The 19183-nt window shown below is 45.5% G+C and carries 14 protein-coding genes (1 of these 14 cut by a window edge); 11 read left to right on the top strand and 3 right to left on the bottom strand.

Annotation, left to right across the window (positions count from 1 at the left end; all coding sequences use genetic code 11):
• Positions 1 to 25 precede the first annotated feature (25 nt).
• Positions 26 to 442, top strand: a complete 417-nt coding sequence (locus LEP1GSC052_RS03855; protein WP_010574511.1) for an acyl-CoA thioesterase — start codon at positions 26 to 28, stop codon at positions 440 to 442.
• Positions 443 to 505: 63 nt separating this feature from the next.
• Here LEP1GSC052_RS03855 and ilvN read toward each other — a convergent pair whose 3' ends face one another.
• Positions 506 to 991 (bottom strand): acetolactate synthase small subunit, encoded by a 486-nt coding sequence (ilvN, locus tag LEP1GSC052_RS03850; protein ID WP_010574510.1) that lies wholly within the window; start codon positions 989 to 991, stop codon positions 506 to 508.
• Positions 988 to 2697 carry a biosynthetic-type acetolactate synthase large subunit gene (ilvB, locus tag LEP1GSC052_RS03845; RefSeq protein WP_040913270.1) on the bottom strand — a complete coding sequence of 570 codons (1710 nt, stop codon included), beginning with the start codon at positions 2695 to 2697 and terminating at the stop codon, positions 988 to 990. The genes ilvN and ilvB overlap by 4 nt, the downstream gene beginning before the upstream one ends.
• A 455-nt stretch (positions 2698 to 3152) precedes the next feature.
• Between ilvB and LEP1GSC052_RS03840 the strand changes: the two genes are divergently transcribed.
• From LEP1GSC052_RS03840 to LEP1GSC052_RS03830, 3 genes are all read left to right on the top strand, one after another.
• Positions 3153 to 4262, top strand: coding sequence for a tetratricopeptide repeat protein (locus LEP1GSC052_RS03840; protein WP_010574508.1), 1110 nt, complete (start codon positions 3153 to 3155; stop codon positions 4260 to 4262).
• A gap of 393 nt (positions 4263 to 4655) precedes the next feature.
• Positions 4656 to 7193, top strand: a complete 2538-nt coding sequence (locus tag LEP1GSC052_RS03835) for a methyl-accepting chemotaxis protein (protein WP_010574507.1) — start codon at positions 4656 to 4658, stop codon at positions 7191 to 7193.
• 89 nt (positions 7194 to 7282) lie between these two features.
• Positions 7283 to 7552, top strand: coding sequence for a hypothetical protein (locus LEP1GSC052_RS03830; RefSeq protein ID WP_002993672.1), 270 nt, complete (start codon positions 7283 to 7285; stop codon positions 7550 to 7552).
• Between the two features lie 148 nt (positions 7553 to 7700).
• Here the strand turns inward: LEP1GSC052_RS03830 and LEP1GSC052_RS03825 are convergent, their stop codons facing one another.
• Positions 7701 to 9704, bottom strand: coding sequence for a helicase (locus tag LEP1GSC052_RS03825; protein ID WP_010574505.1), 2004 nt, complete (start codon positions 9702 to 9704; stop codon positions 7701 to 7703).
• A 169-nt stretch (positions 9705 to 9873) separates the two neighbouring features.
• On the opposite strand from LEP1GSC052_RS03825, the gene LEP1GSC052_RS03820 reads away from it, so the two are divergent.
• The 7 genes from LEP1GSC052_RS03820 to fliF all read left to right on the top strand — a co-directional run.
• Positions 9874 to 11175 (top strand): ABC1 kinase family protein, encoded by a 1302-nt coding sequence (locus LEP1GSC052_RS03820; RefSeq protein WP_040912821.1) that lies wholly within the window; start codon positions 9874 to 9876, stop codon positions 11173 to 11175.
• Positions 11172 to 11423 carry a FeoA family protein gene (locus LEP1GSC052_RS03815; protein ID WP_010572099.1) on the top strand — a complete coding sequence of 84 codons (252 nt, stop codon included), beginning with the start codon at positions 11172 to 11174 and terminating at the stop codon, positions 11421 to 11423. Before LEP1GSC052_RS03820 ends, LEP1GSC052_RS03815 begins: the two co-directional genes overlap by 4 nt.
• Positions 11410 to 13524: a ferrous iron transport protein B gene (feoB, locus tag LEP1GSC052_RS03810; protein ID WP_040912820.1), complete on the top strand. Its 2115-nt coding sequence runs from the start codon at positions 11410 to 11412 to the stop codon at positions 13522 to 13524. The genes LEP1GSC052_RS03815 and feoB overlap by 14 nt, the downstream gene beginning before the upstream one ends.
• Before the next feature lie 9 nt (positions 13525 to 13533).
• A complete protein-coding gene (locus tag LEP1GSC052_RS03805) occupies positions 13534 to 15489 on the top strand; it encodes an LTA synthase family protein (protein WP_010572098.1) in 1956 nt (651 codons plus the stop codon).
• Between the two features lie 15 nt (positions 15490 to 15504).
• On the top strand, positions 15505 to 16503 hold the full coding sequence (locus LEP1GSC052_RS03800; protein WP_020986831.1) for an N-acetylneuraminate synthase family protein: 999 nt from the start codon (positions 15505 to 15507) through the stop codon (positions 16501 to 16503).
• Positions 16496 to 17641: a peptidoglycan DD-metalloendopeptidase family protein gene (locus tag LEP1GSC052_RS03795; protein WP_010574502.1), complete on the top strand. Its 1146-nt coding sequence runs from the start codon at positions 16496 to 16498 to the stop codon at positions 17639 to 17641. Before LEP1GSC052_RS03800 ends, LEP1GSC052_RS03795 begins: the two co-directional genes overlap by 8 nt.
• Before the next feature lie 357 nt (positions 17642 to 17998).
• Positions 17999 to 19183: the 5' portion of a flagellar basal-body MS-ring/collar protein FliF gene (fliF, locus tag LEP1GSC052_RS03790; protein ID WP_010574501.1), read on the top strand. 516 nt of this gene lie beyond the right edge of the window; the window shows 1185 of its 1701 coding nt (coding positions 1-1185); the start codon lies at positions 17999 to 18001; the stop codon falls past the right edge of the window.

The following is a 19183-nucleotide window of genomic DNA, read 5'->3' as shown; positions in this document are numbered from 1 at the left end:
GCAGTTAGACTGAAGAGACAAACCAATGATTTCCGACACAAAAATATACAACTATGAGATTTCCATAGCGAGTCATCAATGCGACAAGGATGGAAGCCTGATGATCGAAAACGCACAAACCGTTTTGAACGAAGCGAGAAACCACGCGCTTCAAGAAGTTCAGCTCGATTCTTCGAATTCGAATCTGAGCCGCATAGAACCCATCGTTCTTTGGTCCGAAAGCGATTACAGAGGAAAGATTAAATTCCCGGATTCGCTTCTCGTTCAGACCGAGTTTAGAACGATCTCAAACGCGCGGTATCGGATTCTTCAGAGATTGATTCGTAAATCGGATCGTAAGGTGATCTGCAACTCGAATTCGTTCTGCATTCTATTCGATTACGATCGCAAAAGACCTTGGAAACAATCTGCTTCCACTCCATTGCGAATCAGAGCCGTTTGAATTCGGAAGTTTTGAATTCGGGATTTGCACCTAACGAAACGTAGGCGAACACGACGAAAACGATCAGGATCCGATGCTTCTGTATCGGATCGCGATTTGTCCGGTGCGGACGATCTCTTCGATTCCGTATTTGGAAAGAATCTCCACGATCGCGTTCACCTTACGCGAGTTACCCGAATATTCGATCGTAAGGGAAGAATGCGTTAAATCCGCGACCTTCGCTTCGAACACGTCGCAAACGGAAAGAATTTCGGTTCTTGTGGCTTCTGTGAGTTTGACCACGATCAAAACGAGTTCTCTGCTGACACAATCGTGATAAGCAAGGTCTTCCACTTCCAAAACGTCCGGGAGTTTTAAAAGTTGTCTTTTGACCTGATCCACCGTGGATTCGTCGCCTTTGACGACGATCACCATACTCGAAACTTCGGGATTAACGGTCACACCGACCGCGATCGAATCTATATTATAACTTCTACGAGTGAATAAGCCGGAAACATGACTCATGACCCCGGGATGATTGTTAACCAGAATTTTTAGAATGTGTTTCATGCTTTTTTCAGTCCGGCCAGATCCTTAAATTCGATCATATCTTTTTGGGATTTTCCCGCGGGAATCATCGGAAATACTTTTTCCTCGGCGGGAATCATCACTTCCAAGAAAGCCGCGCCGTCGTCTTTGGTGAAAAATTCGATCGCTTTGTCGATCTCGGATTTATCGGAGATTTTCATCGCGGGAATCGAATACGCTTCCGCGAGTTTCACGAAATCCGGATTGAAGTTCCATTCCGATTGCGAGAATCGTTCCTCATAAAAAAGTTCCTGCCACTGACGAACCATTCCGAGAAAGTTATTGTTGAACACGAGAATTTTCACCCCGAGTTTGTTCGCCGCAATGGTTGCCAATTCTTGAATATTCATTTGGATGGATCCGTCACCGGAAACACAGATGACCATCTTATCCGGTCTTCCGAATTTCGCTCCGATCGCCGCGGGCAAACCGTAACCCATCGTTCCGAGTCCGCCGGACGTAAGCCAGTTGTTCGGTTCATCCAAAAGATAATACTGAGCGGCCCACATCTGGTGTTGTCCCACGTCCGTGGAAACGATCGCCTTACCCTGGGTTTTTTTATAAAGACGATCCAGAAAGTCCTGAGGTTTGATCGTTTTTCCGGAGTTATCAAAATCGAGAGGATGTTCTTTTTTCAATCCTTGCAGATATTGAATCCAGGAAGTTCTCTCCTTCTTTTTCACGAAGGGAAGAATGGCGCTTAACGCGTCCTTCAGATCTCCGTGCAGAAGATGATCCACTTGAATTCGTTTATTAAATTCCGCGGTGTCGATGTCAACATGCGCCTTTACCGCTTTTTCGGCAAACTCTCCGATTTTTGCCACACGGTCGTCGAATCTCGCACCTAAGTTGAGAATATAATCACATTCTAATACTGCTTTGTTGGCCGCGGCGGTTCCGTGCATCCCGAGCATTCCCACGCTCAAAGGATGTGTTCCCGGAAAAGAACCGAGCCCCATCAAAGTTGTCGTTACCGGGATACCGGCCTTGGTCGCGAGTTCGAAAATTTCCTTCGAAGCCCCCGCGTTGATCGCTCCTCCTCCGACATACAAAAGAGGTTTTTCAGCTCGGTTGATCGCTTCGGCGAATTCTTCCAAGTTACCGCGAACTTCCGGCTTTTTATAGTGGTGTGCGGCGATTTTCAGACGGCTCGCCTTTCTTACGTTAGTCAGCTCGGTTTGAACGTCCTTTGGAAAATCCAAAAGAACCGGACCGGGACGACCGCCTAACGCGATCAAGGTGGCTTCCTCGAAATGTCTCGCGATATCGTCCGCGGACTTCATCAGCGCGTTGTATTTCGTGATCGGGATCGTAATACCGAAAATATCGGCTTCTTGAAACGCGTCGGTTCCGATCGTGTTGGTCGCAACCTGACCCGTGATCGCAAGTACCGGAACCGAATCCATCTTTGCGTCCGTAAGTCCGGTCACTAAGTTCGTCGCTCCGGGTCCCGATGTTGCAATGCACACACCGAGTTTGCCGGTCGCTCTCGCATATCCTTCCGCCATATGAACCGCGCCTTGTTCGTGTCTTACGAGGATATGTTTGATCTTTTTGCTTTTATAAATTTCATCGTAAAAGGGAAGAATGGCTCCGCCCGGATAACCGAAAACGACATCCACCCCATATTCTTCCAGAAGTTCCACCATCAGTCTGGCGCCTGTAATTCTCACTGATTCTGCGGACATGATCCCACCCCTTACGTCCATAAAGATACCGGAAAGGCTACTGTCAAGAGGAACCGTGTTCTTCGATCGTCGCCCTTCTCCCGAGAATTCGCTTTTTCGGGCGTTCAAGGAACTCAAAAAATTAATGAGCAAAGTCGTATCGGTTCGATGGTTTTTTATACGGAGACAAACGCACATCTTCCCACTCGAATTCATCGGATGAAAATCATGGTTGCTATTTAATTGAACATTTTTATAAAAAAGAGAAACGGAAATTTTTTTCCAAAATCTAATAGATAGAAAGGACTAATTTCCGGTTCAAATTACTTTTTGTTTTGAGAATGTAGCTATCTGTTCTTATTTTCTTTACAGAATATTTGAGCCTCAAAAGAATATTCAATGAATCTCGCGCGTCAAAAAATAATAATGCGAATTCTAAATTTGGAAGAGAGCAAACTTTAAAAAGAGAGAATCAAATGGAAAATCCTAATATTGAAAAAGAAGAAGAGGACAAACAATTCGCGGTTATCAAAAGTCTCGCGAAAGAAGCCTATAAACTTTTAGATTCTCATCAGTTCCCGAAGGCGGAAGCAAAACTCAAGGAACTTCTGGAAAAAGATCCGCATAACACATACGGATTGGTCGGTATGGGCGACCTTTACTTTAAGAAGAAAGACTATAAGAACGCGATCGAATATTATCATAAATGTATACAAGAAGATCCCTCAAACAAGTTCTCTTTGATGGGCCTTATGAATTGCTACCGCGAGATGAATCTTCTTTCCAGAGTGATCGAAGTAGCCGAAGATTACAGACATATCACCATTACGGACGCTTCCATTCTCAGCCGGGTCGCGGATGCTCATCGAAAACTGAAAAACTTTAAAGAATCAGAAATTTATTATATGCAGGCTTTGCAGATCAATCCCAAGGATCAGTATGTGATCGTAGGTTTGGGTCATCTCTACTTCGCGTGTCAGAAATACAAGGATGCGATTCACTGGTGGGAAAAACTTCTTTTGATCCAACCGGACAATATCAAAATTCTCACGGAAATCGGGAATTCTTACCGTAAAATCAAGGATTACGACGAAGCGATTCAGTATTATCACAGGGCCGCCGAACTCGATCGTAAAAACTTTTTCGCGTTATACGGTCTTGCGGAAAGTTATCGAGGTAAGAAGGATTTTCACAAAGCCAATCAATATTGGGAAAGAATTTTGGAATTCGATCCGGACAACAAACTCATCATCAATCGTTATGCGGACAGCTTGCGCGGAATGGGAGAATTCGACAAGGCACTCGAGTGTTTTAACCGGATTCTCGCGGAAGTAGAAGACTACTTCGCTCTTTTGGGCAAGGCTTCTTCCCTCAAGCTCATCGGCAAACGCGACAAGGCGGAGGAAATCTATCTCGATCTCCACAAAAAGTTTCCGATGGATCCGAGACCTCTTCTCGAACTTTCGGATCTTTACGTCGAAGTCGACAAACCGACCGAGGCCGTTCGTTTGCTCGAAGACTTTCAGAAGAAACAACCTCTCAACGAAGAAATCAAACACAAACTCGAAAGCATTCGAGGAGAATGACTCCGTTCTTTCCGGGAGGAAATTTCTTTCCTCCCTTAAGTCGTCCTGTATCGTCCTTCCTTCCGATTCCTTTTTTGATTTCAGTTTAGAGTCGAACACCACTTAGGAAATAAGCGCCGATTCGAGTGATGTCGCATTAAAATTCCGGATTTCTTGCACGGAAAATTCGACACAAACCGAGTCAATCGTTTGTCTTTTAAATCGAGTTAGACGAAATCAATCTCGCTTCCGTCGCCTAATTCCTACGCGTTTTCTTTTTTTCCGAAGCAGAATTTCCCCCTCTTCTTACTTTAATCCTTGTGTTCAAGGACCCAAATTCGGAAATTTACTCAGGAAATAAAAACTAATTCAAAAACGCGTAACGTAGCGTCTGGATTTCGGAACCGACAACTCATGGATGATATTACAAAATCGATACGTAGATTCACTTTTCAGTTTATCTTGATTACGGAAGTCGTAGGTTTCGTTCTTACGATCGGAGCCGCCGTCCTATTTTATAAAACGTTTCTCGAAATGGATCCCGATCAACTTTCGATCGCGATTCGCATCACTTTAGCGACGTCCGTTTTTACGCTGGCCTTAACCGTGCTTTCGGATCTGCGAAGACTGAAACCAATCCGCAAATATCTTCATACGGTGGAACAGGGAATCATCGACAAGGAAACCGCGCTCAGTGCGCAGAAGTCCATTCTTCGTTTGCCTTTGTTTCATTCGATCGAGATCGCGGTTCGAATTTTGATCACCGCTTCGATCATCGTCGCTGTGTTGAGTCGTTTTGCGGCCTTGGACATGGCGGATTATTATAATCTTTTTGCGATCGCGCTTCTCATGTCCCTTTCCGTGGGCGTGTATACTTTTTTGGTCTGCGAGAAGTTGACTTCGAGTTTGATCGAATCGGGCGCATTCAGCAATATCGATATTTCCTCTTTGGTAAAGATCCGTTTGACCCGTTCCCTTACGATGACCTTTATCTTTATCGTTTTGATCTTAGCGATCGGAGTTTCCAGTCTCGTTTTTAAACTCAACTACAACGCGATCCGCAAATCCTATTTCAACCAGATGTTGAACGTAAACGAGACGCTTCATATTCTCACCGAATCCATCTTTGAAGAAGTGCAATCCGACGCGGACAAACTCAAAAACGACGGAATCTTTCTTTCCCTTGCGAAGAGTTTTAAAATTTCCGAAACGCAAAAACTTTTGGAAACGCTTTTATCGCGTTCGCCTAAATACGAATCGATTTCGCTGATCCAATCCCAAAACGGAACTTGGAAACTTCTCTCCGCGACCGGAACCCTCGCAAAAGACGGAGAATCCGCGCTCCGCGCCTTCGATCTTCCTTCCGAACAAACGGTTTTGGAAACGATCGAAAAGAAGAAGATGTTTTTGAGTAAACCTCTTCCGTCTCCCGTTTCGGGAACTCCCGTTTTTTTGGTTTTGGAAACGATCCCCGAAACTCCGAATCTTTACCTCGCTTATTCTTTGAGAATCGCGGATCTTACGAGTAAGTTGATCGGTTCGATTCAAATCGGTAAATCGGGATATCCCGGACTTTTGGATCGTTACGAAACGGTCATCAATCACGTGAACCCCGCGTTGAATCTGAAAAAACTGAAGGACTTTCCCTTTTACGAACAGGTGAAGGATTATCAGGACAACGTTCCGGTGCGTTATCTGTTTTCCGGTAAGTATAAATATATGATCCTGAGAAGAAATCTGAAATACGATTTTCTTACCTTCGCCTCCATCGAAAACGAGGAGATCACGGGAGAAGCGATCGTTTCCGTGTATGCGATGGCAGGGATTTCGTTCGTCGGTTTGCTCTTCGTGGGACTTTTGATCTACATCATTCTCAGCAAAAGACTTTTTCCTTTGGAAGAAAGTAAGAACGTCCTCGAAGCGATGGCGGAAGGAAATCTCACCAAAGGTCTTAAGGTTCTTTCCATGGACGAGATCGGCGAGATGGCGGTTTCGATCAATTCGTTTAACAAAAAGGTGAAGACGATCCTCGGTAAGATCGTAAACGCTTCCACCAATCTCGCGTCCTCTTCGGAGGAAATGTCCGGAGCTCTGAATTTTATTTCGGACAACGCGCAAAATCAAGCGGCTTCTTCGGAGGAAATTTCCGCGTCGATCGAAGAGATTTCCGCGGGAATGGACGGAGTGGAAATGCAGACCAAGGAACAGGTCAGCCTTCTGAACAAACTCGCGACGGATATGAATCAATTCTCCGCTTCCATCCATGAAACTTCGAGCAACTTGGAAAACACGATGTCCGACGTGGAACGAATCACCTTGGACGCGAAAAAAGGAGGAAGCTCCTTGGAGTTGACCAATCTTTCGATCACCAAGATCAGCCGAAGTTCGGAAGACATCGTCGGAGTCATCGAAATCATCAACACCATCTCGGAACAGATTCATCTTCTCGCTCTCAACGCGGCGATCGAAGCCGCAAGAGCGGGAAGCGCAGGAAGAGGTTTTGCCGTGGTCGCCGACGAGATTTCAAAACTCGCGGATAAGACGACGAACAGCATCAAAGACATCGAACAGATCATTCAAAGCAACGAAGCCGAGATCGGAATCGGAATTCAAAACATCACCGATACCGTAAAGGTCATCTCGGGAATCATCAGCGGAATCTCCGAGATCAATCGTCAGATGAAGGTCGTGAATCAATTTATGGAGAATCAACTTTCCAAAAACGATCAGATGAATCTAACGGCCAAGGAAGTCAAAGGAAGATCGGACGTGATTCAAGTCGCGGTGCGGGAACAAAAAATCGCGATCGAGGAAATTTCAAGAACGATCACGACCATCAACGAACTCAACCAATCCTCGGCGGCTTCTTCGGAGGAACTCAGCTCTAGTTCGATCGGGTTAGCGAAATTAGCGGAAGAGTTGAAACGCGAAGTGGAATTTTTTAAACTTTAGGAAATCGGGGAACTTGTTTCCCCGCTCCGAACGGTCGGACGATCGCAAAAACCCTTGATTTTTCCCCCCTTCCTTTTAGTTTGCACTTTATGGAATGGGAAAAGATACTCCGGGACTCCGTTAAAGACAATAAGATCAAGGAACTGCATCTTAGAAAAGTCCCCACTCTCAAAACCTGCGACGATTGGAGCAAGGTTCGAGAGATCGGTCTGATCGATCATAAGACCAAATACGCGCATTATAAAGGAGGACTCGTTAAATACGGCGAAGCCCTCTTTTTTGTAACCGACGAAAGACTCCAAGCGATCGCTCCGTATCGCAAATGGGAATTCAAAACCAAAATCAAAGTGGAAGAATAATTCTCCCCATCCGAGCCGCGCGGCTCGGAATTCTTCCGAACTCCCCTTTCTTTTTCAAAATCCATCCAATTGAATTGAACGCAGACTTTCTTTTTTAAAAGGGAAGAATCTGGAAATTGGAAAAATCGTACTCGGACTCGAGTTCGGTTTAACGAGTCAGGTTGACGATGAGATTGAGTTTTTCGGAAACCGTGATCACGTCCTGAACGCGGTTTTTATCCACAAGAACCGCAGTCGGACCGATTTCATCCAGAACGATCTTCTTCCCTTTGATCTGACCGAGCAGAAGTTCCATCGTATTCTGATCCTTGGTGCGAACCAAAACACAATCTTCCGTGATGTCGACGACGGGAAGATTTCCGCCCCAGTCTTCCAATAAGAAGAGAAGGTTCTGCGCGAGATCGGCCTTGCTCGAATTCTTTAAGAAGTCGATGAACTCGGAAGGTTTATAACCGAGAAGAATTCCCAACTGAAACGCTTCCTTGGTAAGAACGAACGTATAAACACGATCGTAGTCCTTGAGTTCCGTAAAGGCTTTGAGGATATGAAGTCCGTGAATCGAAACACGATCCGGGAACGCGATGATCGTGAAGTCCGGGTTGATCGTGATTCCGCCCTTTTCGGTTTTGTGCGAAAGTTCTCCGGTTTGGAAAAAGTATTCGCCCAACTTCGAAAGGCCGAGAAAACGATTCGGATATTCCACTTCCAAAAGTCCGAACAGATGCAGATAAAAAATGGCGCTCATGATTTCCTTACGGAGCTCCGCAAGGTCGGACTGAAAATTCTTAGTCCGAAATCCGGGAGAAAGAATCATGTGTTCCCGAATGATATTGGAAAAGATCACCGATAGATGAATCCGTTTCGCCTTGATGATGAGGCTCACGCACTTATCCAGTATAGGTTTATCGTAAAAAGGCATTTCGGTCGCCGTAAAAACTTCCGCAGGAACGACACGTTTCATACGCGCTTCGTTCACCTCGTGTACGACGAGTTTCATGATTTCGAATATATCTTTCTCGTTAAACCCGTTTACGTCCCCTTTCAGAACGATGTTTTCGCCTTTGATATCCACAAGATTCAAAAGTTTTAATACGGGGAGAATCAGTTCCATTTGATAGATCTGACTTTTTTCCGGAAAAATTCCGATATCGGGGTTCAAAAGTTCCTGTTCGGTTCTTTTGTGATCGGCTTGTTTCACCTTCCCCGATTTTGCAAGAACGAGTCCTTTGCGGCTGATATAAGAGATCAGTTTTTTCGTATTGAGAAAGAAATCGAGGTCGTTGGCCGCGAGTTTTTCCGTTCTTTGTTTGGTTCCTTTTTTTACGGAAGGAAGAATCGGATGCGTCTGAACGTATTTTAAGATTTCATCGGGAATCGCGAACACGCGCACGAACTTCTCGTCGACGAAACAAACGTCCACGACAAGACCCTTCGCGATCAAAGCCGGAACGATCTGTTCGTATTTGCCGCGACTGGTCACCACGTAACTGCGGATGTCTTCGGCTTCGGAAACGCCTCCGCTCAGATAGATACGAACCAAGGTGTCTCTTTCCAAATCGGCAAGAGATTGAAGATTGAGATCGATTCCTTCTTCGGAAGCAGCGATCGTATAAAACTTCTTAATCGAATCGAGTTGTTTCGGCGCCTTAACGGCGGCTTTCCACTCGTCTGCGATCTCCGTCGTCTTTTTACGATCGAGATATTTCTCCAAGGAGATCTTATACTTATCGCCTTTGAGGTTCTGATCGAGCGGAACCAGATCCGCGATCTCCTCAAACGCATGATACTTATCTAAATTATTGGTAAGACGTTCGCGGTTCTTTCTTTGATAAACGAGTTGATACTTTCTGAGAAGGTTCAATTCCATCTCGACGTTGATCGGAGGAATGTTCACCTTTCTCGAAATCTCACCGAGAGTCAGAACGTTCTTATTCTTAAGAATGCTCGTATAAATCGTAACCTGGAGTTGAGTGAGTTTTTCAAGAACGCCTTTGAGATAAAACTCGTCCTGAAAGGTTTCGTAGAGATAGGCTACGTTCTTATTTTTTTCTTTATAAGGAAGTTTGGCAAGGTTCCAAAGAGTCGCTACTTTCTTCAGATCGTTGAGTTCAAGTTTATCGAGTTCTTGAAGTAATACTGAATCGCTACTCATAAGGGAAGATACGCCGGACGGAGTATTTTATGTAGCCATAATCAGAATTTGAGTTCGTTCGTAAACAAAAAAGCTGTTTTGACCCGCAGGCAAATCCGGGAATTCTACGGTTTTTTAAGGTTCCGTTCTGTAGTTGTCATTTGAATCGAAGTGCAAAATCTTTGTGAATATGGCCGGTTTTTTTGATTCCCTGAAAATGGGTTTTGGCGGTGCCTCCCGAATCCTGAACAGCGGTTTTGTATTTTCTACGAAGACCATCCTCCTTTTAAAAGATCTCGCTCTCGGAGGAGATTCGATGGAAACCTTTCCGATCCGTCTTCGGGAAGCGTTCGAAGAGTTAGGCGCCACCTACATCAAGTTAGGTCAATTCATCGCATCCGCTCCTTCCCTTTTCCCGGACGAGTTCGTTACCGAAATGCAAAAATGTTTGGATTCGATCCGACCGATTCCGTTTGCAACCGTGGAAAAAATCGTCCAAAAGGAACTCGGCGGCAAACTCAGCGATCATTTTTACAGCGTGGAACCCGTTCCGATCGCCTCCGCTTCCATCGCACAAGTTCATTCCGCGGTGACCAAGGATGGACTCGACGTAGTCATCAAAGTACAAAGACCCGATATAGAATCCACGTTATCCGCCGATTTAAACCTCATCTACTTCGCTTCCGTTTTATTCGAAAGATTCGCGCCCGGTTTGAGTAAGTCCGGGATCTCCGATATGGTCGAACAGTTCCAAACATCCATATTAGAAGAAATTGATTTTTATAAGGAAGCGGACAACATCGAAGAGTTCGAAAGAGAACTTCTTGCGATGGGAGAAACCAGAGCGAGGGTTCCCAAGGTTTATAGAGAGTTATCCACGAAAAAAATTCTTACCATGGAACGTTTTTACGGAGCTCCGATCACGGACGAGAATTCCATCCGAAAGTATTCCTCCGATCCGCAGAAAACTTTGACGGAGGCGCTTGAGATTTGGTTTTCCACTCTCGCCCGAAACGGATTCTTTCACGCGGATGTACATGCAGGAAATCTAATGATTCTTCGGGACGGAACCGTCGGTTTTATCGACTTCGGCATTGTCGGAAGAATTTCTCCCCGCGTCTGGGACGGTTTGATGATCTTTTTGGAAGGTCTGAGTTTGAACAGGACCGAAAAGATCGCCAAGGGTTTGATTCAGATGGATTCCACGGCCAAGGGCGTGGACGAAAAAAAACTTTCCAAGGATTTGGAAGCGGTTTTTTCCAGAATGACCGAGATGGTGATGAAGGTTCAGATGGGAGACCTCGAATCCTTGGACGATAAAAAGTTGAACGCGATTCTATTCGAGTTCCGGGAAATTGCGCAGAGAAACGGCCTTAAAATTCCGAAAGAATTCGGACTTCTGATCAAACAGATTCTCTACTTCGATCGTTACGTAAAAACAATGGCGCCCGACATCGATCTCATCCGGGATCGTGATAAATTTCTAATATGAAAAAATTGTTAAACGAATTGGAAAAAGGTCAGGAAGCCTCCATTCTTTCCTTGGTTTCCCAACCCGGCAAAGAGGATCTTTTCCGAAACATCCTGGACATCGGTCTTCTTCCCGGAACCAAAGTTTTGATTCTAGAAAAGTATTCTTCCCAAAAAAAGATCGTGCTCCGCGCGGGCGAAGTCGAAATCGCGATCCGAGAAGGAGAAGCCGAGCTGATTCAAATAGGAGATATCCGTGGGTCACTCTAACGTCCAAGCGCATTCAAAAACTTCCCGGATATTGATGGCCGGTAATCCGAACTGCGGTAAGTCCACTCTCTTCAATCGCCTAACAGGGCTTAGACAAAAAACCGGAAACTACCACGGAGTCACCGTGGAAAAAGCGGAAGGTCTTTTGTCTCACGCGGATCATTCTCTCAAGGTACTCGATCTTCCGGGCGCGTTCAGTCTCGGCGGAAACGCGGAAGACAAACAGGTCACAAGCAGAGTTTTGATCGGTCACGAAGAAGGAGATCGGATTCTTTTCGTGATGGACGCTTCTCTTGCGGAAAGAAGTCTTCAATTCCTTTTACAGATTTTGGAACTCGACGTTCCCGTTTTGGTCGCTGTGACGATGAAGGACGTTCTCGAAAAAAAAAGAATCTCCTTGGACTTGGATTCTCTTTCGAGGGAATTCGGAATTCAGTTTCAATACGTAAATCCTAAAACCGGTCACGGAATCTCCGAACTCAAGGAATTGATCGTTTCCCCGGGAGCGTTTCGTCTTCCGATCAAATCCTTTCAGTGGGACGCGGACCGCGAAAAATTCTTAAACGGTCTTTTGAAATCCCTTTCTTCCGAACATTCAAATTCTTTAAAGTTCGTTTTGACCAATTCCGTTAAGGAACTTTCGGGAGAAACGTTGCAGAAAGGTCTTCCCGGAATTTCTCTTTTTCCCGAAAATTCCCGCAAATACATTCGGAAAGAATTTACGCGTTTCAGAAAAACGTTTACCTATCTCGAAGAACTCACTCAAAAATCGATGTATATCAAGAAGATTTTGGGTAAGGCCCTCGTAGGAAACGCAAGCGACAACGAAAGAGTTCTTTCCAAAGCGGATAAGATTCTTCTGCATCCGTTTTGGGGACTTGTTTCCTTTTTGGGAATTATGGCCTTGGTCTTTCAGGCTCTTTTTACCTGGTCCGAAACTCCGATGGACTGGATCGAATCCACCGTTCAAAACCTCGGAAGTTTTGTGGGCGGTTTTATGGAAGAAGGTCCTCTTCGTTCCTTGATTCAGGAAGGAATCATCGGCGGAGTCGGAGCGGTTTTGGTTTTTGTTCCTCAGATCAGTTTGTTGTTTTTGTTCATAGGAATTTTGGAAGAAACCGGTTATATCGCAAGGGCTTCCTTTGTGATGGATCGTTTTATGGGCAAGTTCGGTCTTTCCGGTAAATCGTTTATTCCTCTTTTGTCTTCTGCGGCTTGTGCGGTTCCCGCGATCATGGGAACAAGAACGATCGAAAACAAATCGGATCGACTGACCACGATCTTGGTGGCCCCTCTCATCACTTGTTCCGCTCGTTATCCGGTTTATGTTTTAGTGATCGGCGCGATTTTTCCCGCGGGAAAAATTTTCGGAATCTTCAGCATCCAAGCGCTTACGATGCTCGGACTTTTTCTTTTGGGAATGATCGCGTCCATGATCGTCGCGCTCGTTTTTAAAAAGACATTTTTTAAATCCGATTCTTCTTACTTTCTGATGGAACTTCCGGCGTACAACGCCCCTTCCGTCAAAAGTCTCGCGATTACCGTATTCAAAAAATTGAAAGCGTTTTTGGCTTCCGCGGGTCAGATCATTCTTTTTATCTCCGTTCTTCTTTGGTTTTTGGCGAACTATCCGAGAATCGATTCCGGTCTTCATCCCGGCGCAAACGAAGCCGAGCTGAAAAAAATTCAGATCCGAGAATCGTATGCGGGTTCCGCGGGAAAATTTATGGAACCGGTTTTAAAACCGATCGGTTTTGATTGGAAAATGGGAATCGGAATCATCACTTCGTTTGCGGCGCGGGAAATCATGGTTTCCACTCTTTCCATCATCTACGGCGTAGGCGGGGAAGAATCGGACGACGACCTGAAAGAGGCGATCCGCAAGGACAAGGACGAAAACGGAAAACCCGTCTGGGGAATGAGAAACTCGGTCAGTCTTCTTTTGTTTTTCGCGTTCGCCTGTCAGTGTATGTCCACACTCGCGGTCGTCAAAAAGGAAACCAATTCGATCGCGTGGCCCTTGTTTATGTTCGGATATATGACAGTTTTAGCATATTCAACTTCTTTTATAGTCTTTCAGATCTGGAATCTTTTTTCCTAAACGAAACGGATGTTGAAGAAAATTCCCTCCAACCTCCGAATCGTTTCGGGTTTTACGATCGGTTATCTGATTTTATTTTCCATCTATAGGATCTGTTTTCTTTTCGCGTTTTCTTCTAAGTTCGCGTCCTCTTCCGTTTCGGACGTTCTACTCGCTTTTTTGGCGGGAATCCGTTTTGATCTTTCGGTTTGCGCGATTTTGTTGGGCCCTTTTTGGATTTTGTCCGCGATCCATCCTTTGAATCGATTTCGTGTTTATTCGATCTTCTGGGGAATCGTTCCGATCCTTCTTTTCTTTTGGGCGGGCGCTCATTTGATCGGAGACGTTTTGTATTTCGGAGAAACAAACAAACACCTGGGATACGAGGGTTTTGTCTTTTTAGGTCCCGAATTGGCGATCATTCTCAAATCCTTTTTTGTCGGGCATACGATTTTGGCGATCCTTTCGTTTGCGGCGATCGCAACCCTGCTCCCCTTTTCGATCTTTCAATACATTCAAAAAGAATTATATACCTTCGATCCATCCCGAAAGAAATCCGAACTTCTGCAGCTTTTGATTCTTCCCCCCGTTATATTTCTGCTCGTTCGGGGAGGATTTCAATCCAGGCCTTTACGCGCGAGCGACGCTATGATTTCGGAAACGTATATCGTCAATCAACTGGTTTTAAACGGAATCTTCACCTCCGTTATGGACATTAAGAATCAGTCGATTCCTCGAAATCTTTTCGTTTCGTACGAGGATTCGATCGTTTCCGTGCGGAAAGAAATCGATTATCCGGGCGCAACGTTCGTTTCGGAAAAATATCCGATCTTGCGGGAAACAAAAGAAACGAATCCGAACACTCCACCTAACATCGTTTTGGTGCTTCTCGAAAGTTGGACCGGAAAATACGCGTATACGAACGGGACGATTCTCCTCCAGGGAAAAAAGATCGCCCCTCATTTCGAAAATTTAATCCGACAAGGAACGTATTTCTCTTCCTTTTTTGCGAGCGGAGGAAGGACGACCAACGGTCTTCTTTCCACGTTAACCGGAATTCCGGACGGTCCGGGTTTGACCGTGGTTCGAACACCCCAAATCTTAAGTCGTTTCGGCGGACTCGGAACGATCCTAAAGTCGGTCGGATACGAAACGTTCTTTCTACACGGAGGGGACGTAAACTTCGACAACATGAATTTTCTTTTTTCGCATTGGGGATTCGATACAATTCTCGGTCAGGAATATTTCGATTCCCTCGGCAAATACAAACCGGGGCCCTGGGGTTATTACGACGGGGATTTGTTAAACGAATTACACGAAATTCTAATGCGTCAACGCGCGCCCTTTCTTGCAGTGACTTTGACGTTGACCACCCATTATCCGTACAAAACGCCCGAACAAGAAGACGAAGTATTCTCCGCGCCTCTTGAAGAAGCGGACTACTTCAACGTGTATCGTTATGCGGATAAATCGATTCATAACTTTTTGGAAAAAGCGAAGAAGGCTCCCTATTTCAAGAATACGGTGTTCATCTTCGTAGGCGATCACGCGCATCACAGAAATTTGGACTATTTCGAGGACCGCAACATTCCGTTTTTGATATATTCTCCGGGAAGAATTCCTTCGAAAATCGATCCGCGTATTTCCTCCCAACTCGACGTGATTCCGACAATTCTCGGGATCGTGGGAAAGAAGGTTCGATTCTCGGCTATGGGAAGGGATTTGTTAAGCGAAGACATCTCCGGAGGGGTCGCCTACTTCGCGTTCGGAAATTTCATCGGATGGATCGAGGGAAATTGGATCTTTTACAGTTTGACCGATAAGGTTCGGATTTCCCCGTTCTCCATCGTTCCTCGGATCGGAGAAACCGAAGAATGCAAAACGACACCCGCGAAATGTGAAGCCTATCATACGAAAGCGAAATCTTTTTGGAACTTAAGTTATGAGCTGATGAACTCCAATCTTATATATCCTCCTAAAAAATAAAAACGAAGTAGAACAATGACATTTAAAAAAGAATTTTCACTTTCCTCCGCTCTGCAAGTCGGTTCGGAACATCCTCCGATCGTAGTCGCCGAAATCGGACTCAATCACAACAACGACGCAGAGATCGGGAAACGCACCATCGCCGCCGCAAAAAAAGCCGGGGCACAAGCGGTTAAGTTTCAATCCTACGTAACGGAAGAATTTATAGACGTTCAAAATCCGGACGCCAAGATCCTCGTGGATATATTCAAAAAGTATGAACTATCCGAGGCGATGCATCGTACGTTTCAAAAAGCCGCCGAAGATGAGGGTTTGCTCTTTTTTTCGACTCCGTTGTGCGTCAGTTCCTTGAAGATGCTTGTCGCTTTAAAAGTTCCCGCGATCAAAATCGCAAGCGGAGACGTGACCAACAAAACCCTTTTGGAAGAGACGGCTCGAACAAAACTTCCGGTGATTCTTTCCTCCGGCGCGGCGGACTTTTTCGAACTGAGCCGCGCGATTTCCTTTTTGGAAAAAGAAGGAACGGATCGACTCTGTCTTTTACACTGCGTTTCGTTGTATCCTACTCCTCCCGAAAAGGCGAATCTCAAGGTCGTGGAAACATTCAAAAATCTTTATACGTTTCCGGTGGGTTTTTCGGATCATACGGCGGGAAGCGTGGCTTCCTCCGTCGCGGTTTCTTTGGGCGCATCCATGATCGAAAAACATTTCACCTTGGATCGGAATTTAGACGGACCGGACCACGGAATTTCGGCGAACCCGGAAGAATTGAAATCGGTTTGCGAAAGCGCGCTCATCGCTTGGAAGATGAAAGGAAACGGAGAAAAAAAACCTTGGCCCGAAGAGGTAAACGGAAGATTTTTCGGAAGAAGATCCCTTTACGCGGATGCAAAAGGATCTCCGATCGCTCTTAGACCGGACCTCACACAAAGGGACCAAAGGTATTTGGATTCCTGGGAAACCGAAAAAACGAACCGATTGAAGGCGGAACCGGGCGAACCCTTTCATGTTTAATCCATTCCATTTTTCTAAATTACAAAATTGGAAAGTAAAATCCCTTCTGGCGATTTTGCTCGTTTCCGTTTCGGCGATGGCCGCTCCCCCTTCGGCGTATGGAAACCTCGGCTCGGAAGTGGACTTTATCGATTTCGGTCGATGGACGACGGCGCCTTTTAGTTATTCCGTTTCCTCTTCCTTTTCCGCGGAATACGGAGGATTTAATCTTTTCGATTCCGATCCGAACTCTCATTGGTATTCCTCCAATCGACCGGGTTCCGAATGGATCATCGTGGACTTCGGTTCCAAACGGCTCATCAACGGTTTGGAAATCACGGTTCCTTTGTTTCGAAAGGAAAGAGCGGTTAAAAAATACGAGATTCAGGTTTTGATTCGGGACGACTGGAGAACCATATTCACAAATCAGAATGTGGAACTCGTCAATTTTCATAAACTTGAGAATTTGGACGCATCCGTTCTGAGAATTTATTTTCCCGATACGACGGAGCGCGGGGTCGTCATCAGCGATCTGAAACTTTTCCTCAACCAAAGGCTTTTAAACGGAATCGAGCAACGGCTTAGAGGTTATACCTTTCCCGTTCCGGGCGGATTGATTCCGAGTTTCGACTTTCAACTTCCGAACGCGCCCCGAGTTTATCGAAACGGAGTTCATAAGGGAATCGATATATACAAAAAACGTGATACGGACGGACAGATTAAGAATCTTTCCTTTCAGGACGAGGCCGTTTCTCCGGCGGACGGAGTGATCGTTCGCGCGGACCAAACCTATTCTCCGATGACTTTGGCCGATTACGAATTCCATACCGCTCAATCCCAAAAAGGAACCGTGACCTATGTGGAAAAGGATTTCGGCGGAAGACAGGTTTGGATCGATCACGGACACGGGGTTATGACGAGTTTCAATCATTTATCTTCGATTCGAAAGAATCTCAAAGTCGGAGACAAGGTAAAACAAGGAGAAGTGATCGGCAACGTCGGAAACTCCGGTTTGATCGAGGAAGCGAAAGGTTCCGCCGATAACGTTCATCTGCACTTTGAAATCTGGGTCGACGGAGAATTCTTCGGAAACGGAGTCGCGCCCGCGCAGGTGCGAAAGTTATTGCAGTTCTTCTTCAAACGAAGCGGCGTGGACTAACGCGAAAGCGATCAATATAAACTCAACAGAACGACTTTCTATGAATCGCCGTTCTGGAGTCACGAAATCGGAATTCGTACATTATAATATTCTTACAATAGATTCGATTTCTTGACTGAAGCCGAGAGAGCGGTTTTCCCCGCGCAAAGCGGAGAAAAATTCGCCCGTTCCACTACACAAAAATTCAGTACGCGTTTTACCCTTCTTAAAAACATTCAAAATAACGAATACTCGCGCTCCACTGCGCTTAACATTTGTGTACCGAAATAAATTTTTCTAAAAAAATTCGAAAAGGGATTGTACTTTCTTTCCGATATTTGATTATGTCCCGTATTGTAAATTCGGTGGAGATTCGTTATGCCTGAGCAGTTACAGAAAATCTTAAACAACGTCCGGGAATTTTTTACTACCCTGGATACGACCAAAAAGCTTATACTCGGTGGAGTGGCTTTGACCGTTTTGATCGCGATCGGAATTCTTTCCACGATCTCGCTTCAAAAGAACCGTGTGGTTCTGTTTAAGGACTTAACGAGCAAGGACTTTGCCGAAGTGACCAAGAAATTGGATTCTCTCGGCTATCAATACGGCTCGTCGGACACGAGCATCATCACGGTCGATCCCGAACAAAGACAGGAGATCGTTACCAAACTCGCTCAGGAGAATTTAATTCCTTCCGGAGTGCAAGGTTGGGAACTTTTCAACGTGGATAAGTTCACAGAGACTCAGTTCGACAAGGATATCAAAAAGTATCGCGCTCTAAAAGGTGCGATCGAACAATCCTTGATGACGCTTCGTTCGGTGGACAAGGCCTACGTCAACATCGCTTTTCCCGAAGACGAGCTCTTCACTTCGAACGCTTCTCCTGTTAAGGCTTCCGTAATTCTCCATTACATTCCTGGCGTCGAATCCCTTTCCAGAAAAGAAGTCAAAGGGATCGTAAACTTGGTTTCCAGAGCGGTTCCCAAGTTGAAACCCGAAAACGTAAGCGTTGCCGACGCGGACGGTAAGATCATCAGCGACTTCGAAGAGGATCTCGAAAAGGAAAGACTCGAACTCAGAATCGTTCAAGAGAAGTTGAGAATCGGCGAAGAACAAAGAATCCAACGTTTGATCGACATGAGAAACACCCTTCGTTGGCTGCTCGGCGGAGAAGAAAGAGTCGACATTACACGTTTTGAATATAACTTAAATTGGGACAAGGAATCCTACAAAGACAACTCCGTTTCTCCGGTTGTCGCAATTCCCGATAACCCGAACACTCCTTACTCCGAATTGAAACTCGTCGACGGCTATTCCTTGAAAGTTTCCTCCAAAGAAACCAAAGAAGACTTCAAAGGAAGAGGTTTTACTCCGGACGGTCCCGCGGGAACCGAGCCGAACATTCCTCCCGGATACAAGGACACGGACTATCAAAAATCGGAATACAGCAAATCCGAAAACATCAACAACTACGAATTCAACAGAAGAGTTTCCGAAGTTCAAAAACAACCTTGGAAAGTGGAGAAGGTAAATCTCTCCGTGGTCATCGACGGCATGTGGGAA

Origin of the sequence: Leptospira kmetyi serovar Malaysia str. Bejo-Iso9 (assembly GCF_000243735.2) — a bacterium.
GTDB classification, from domain to species: Bacteria; Spirochaetota; Leptospiria; order Leptospirales; family Leptospiraceae; genus Leptospira; species Leptospira kmetyi.
The sequence above is the reverse complement of the archived record's forward strand: the minus strand, read 5'-3'. Positions and strand labels throughout refer to the sequence as shown.

Coding starts and splice junctions, on each gene's coding strand:
- LEP1GSC052_RS03805 (WP_010572098.1), top strand. CDS start 13,534: ATGTTGAAGAAAATTCCCTCCAACCTCCGAATCGTTTCGGGTTTTACG.
- ilvN (WP_010574510.1), bottom strand. CDS start 991: ATGAAACACATTCTAAAAATTCTGGTTAACAATCATCCCGGGGTCATG.
- LEP1GSC052_RS03820 (WP_040912821.1), top strand. CDS start 9,874: ATGGCCGGTTTTTTTGATTCCCTGAAAATGGGTTTTGGCGGTGCCTCC.
- LEP1GSC052_RS03830 (WP_002993672.1), top strand. CDS start 7,283: ATGGAATGGGAAAAGATACTCCGGGACTCCGTTAAAGACAATAAGATC.
- LEP1GSC052_RS03815 (WP_010572099.1), top strand. CDS start 11,172: ATGAAAAAATTGTTAAACGAATTGGAAAAAGGTCAGGAAGCCTCCATT.
- ilvB (WP_040913270.1), bottom strand. CDS start 2,697: ATGTCCGCAGAATCAGTGAGAATTACAGGCGCCAGACTGATGGTGGAA.
- LEP1GSC052_RS03835 (WP_010574507.1), top strand. CDS start 4,656: ATGGATGATATTACAAAATCGATACGTAGATTCACTTTTCAGTTTATC.
- LEP1GSC052_RS03800 (WP_020986831.1), top strand. CDS start 15,505: ATGACATTTAAAAAAGAATTTTCACTTTCCTCCGCTCTGCAAGTCGGT.
- LEP1GSC052_RS03825 (WP_010574505.1), bottom strand. CDS start 9,704: ATGAGTAGCGATTCAGTATTACTTCAAGAACTCGATAAACTTGAACTC.
- LEP1GSC052_RS03795 (WP_010574502.1), top strand. CDS start 16,496: ATGTTTAATCCATTCCATTTTTCTAAATTACAAAATTGGAAAGTAAAA.
- LEP1GSC052_RS03855 (WP_010574511.1), top strand. CDS start 26: ATGATTTCCGACACAAAAATATACAACTATGAGATTTCCATAGCGAGT.
- LEP1GSC052_RS03840 (WP_010574508.1), top strand. CDS start 3,153: ATGGAAAATCCTAATATTGAAAAAGAAGAAGAGGACAAACAATTCGCG.